1 protein-coding gene and 1 pseudogene are annotated in these 1,944 nt (G+C 38.3%); both read left to right on the forward strand.

The window, feature by feature from the left end; genetic code table 11:
- Positions 1-778: pseudogene (locus CVD23_RS22140) on the forward strand (hypothetical protein); the annotation flags it as partial.
- 98 nt (positions 779-876) lie between these two features.
- The gene (locus CVD23_RS21390; protein ID WP_101667117.1) at positions 877-1,374 is read left to right on the forward strand and encodes a hypothetical protein; all 498 of its coding nucleotides are present in this window, start codon (positions 877-879) and stop codon (positions 1,372-1,374) included.
- Positions 1,375-1,944: the final 570 nt, after the last annotated feature.

Consider the following 1,944-nt stretch of genomic DNA (forward strand, 5'->3'; position numbering starts at 1 on the left):
TGAAACGACGAGCGATTCAGATGATACGTATTGTATCCCGAAACCGAAACCACCAACGGGCGGAGGGAATGGCGGAAGCACACCACCTCCACCAGCACCAAAACCAGGTTCTGGAGGATCCGGTGGATCTGGAGGAGGAATAGGCGGAAGCGGAGGATCAGGAGGATCAGGAGGATCAGGGGGTGGAGGCCCAGTAGCACCACCGCCACCACCACCACGAGTACCAACTCTGGAAGAATTAATTGAGTCGGCTAGAGCTGGGTTTAATGTCAATGCAGGGCCTATTCGAGCTAGACATATTCAATCTGATAATTATGTAGCACAAAACTATATTTTTGGCGATTATGCAAAGCAATTTGGTTATATTAATAAAAGACCACAATCCAACTTGAAGGTCGATGATATTGAATTACCCCTAGTATGGGCGACTAACGACGATGACATCAAAGTAATTAAATCAGAAGTTCCTTGGGGTCCAGGCAATATAGCTAAAGGTGTTAAACTAATAAAAAATTCACCATTTATTCGTTGGATAAATGGATCGTCTAACATAGTTAAAATAAATAATACTAAGGTTATAAATTCAGCAATAGCACCTAGAAAAGGCGGTGAGACTATAGTTGGTCATGCCTTCCAAAAACATGGTGGTAGAAATCCAGATATTTGGGGGAAAGTCAGGGGTGGCCCAGATGAAATAAACCAAAAAGGGTTAAAACACCTTCAAGAAATATTAGATGCGCCTGGTGAATTCACTAAAATTAAAAATCCTAAAGGATAGAATTTCTGGAGAAAAAATTGCCTGATGGGCGTGGGGTGCGTTTAAACCGTGATGGTACATTTAAGGGGTTTATTGACCAATAGAAAAGGTGGTCTTAGATGGAAAATTTAGAGATTATTTTATCAGATTTTGATAAGGAAGAAATTCAAACATTGGTTTATGATGATCTAAAGTTATCAACCTTAACCGTTAAATCATCACATTTTTATGATAGTCGTTTAGGGAAAGATATGAATTTTTTTGAAGTGAAAAGTATACAAGAGATATTCGCACCAAAAGGCGCTGGAAATATTGTATTAGAACAATTATATTTAGGAGTTATATTGAAAGATGTAATAATCATTTTTTCATTTGATGAAAAATATGGGGATATAGTTTTTAACTTTCCTGCCACTGAAATATTTGTAGGAACAGAAGAAGAGATTAAGTCGAAATTTAAAAGATTAGTTAATTTCTTTATAAAGTTAAAGAATAAATATGATATTGGTAAAATAATAATAGGATATGAACCAGCTGAAGATGAGGACACAAAGTTAATAGAAATTGGTAATGACGTATCAACTTTAGATCAGGAGATAGAGAAAATTCTTGAGTAATTTTACGGCCATAAGGTATGCCTACCTTATGGCTATTTTAATAAAAGAATGGAATGAGAATAAATTATATTACTGAGAGAACATGGTGCTGTGCTTAACCATATTAGACGGTTTTAGTACTAAGGGTAATTAATCAGCCTGATCTTACTTGGGGGCAAGTGTCAGCCAGTATTATCAACTGCTGGTTTATGGAAGACATTCACATTTAACAGAATTACCGTAGTGCCTCTAAAGATGATGTATTTCTAGGGACTGTTGGTTTATTATATAAACCGGGCAAAGTTGTCGACGATGCTGTAGACATAGGAACAGATGTTTATATGAAATACACAAAGTCAAACTTAATGTATGACGATTTTTGAGTGTCTTCAAAGAATACGGCGAACATGGACAGCCGCTCGCCCTAGTATTACCAGGGCGCAGACCACACGATTGCCCGGAAGACGTTCGGTTATCACGGCAGGAAGCAGGAAGAGTACGAAGGCAATGTCCAGTCAAAAGGCGGATTGTTGTATTACCATGAAGACGCACTCGGCAACATCCTAGATGTGACCGACCGCAGCGGAGAAA

The sequence above is a fragment of the Bacillus sp. V33-4 genome, assembly GCF_002860225.1.
Lineage (GTDB): Bacteria > Bacillota > Bacilli > Bacillales > Cytobacillaceae > Bacillus_BJ > Bacillus_BJ canaveralius.

Excerpts from the sequence above, each read along its gene's own strand:
- CVD23_RS21390 (WP_101667117.1), top strand. The coding sequence starts at position 877 with ATGGAAAATTTAGAGATTATTTTATCAGATTTTGATAAGGAAGAAATT.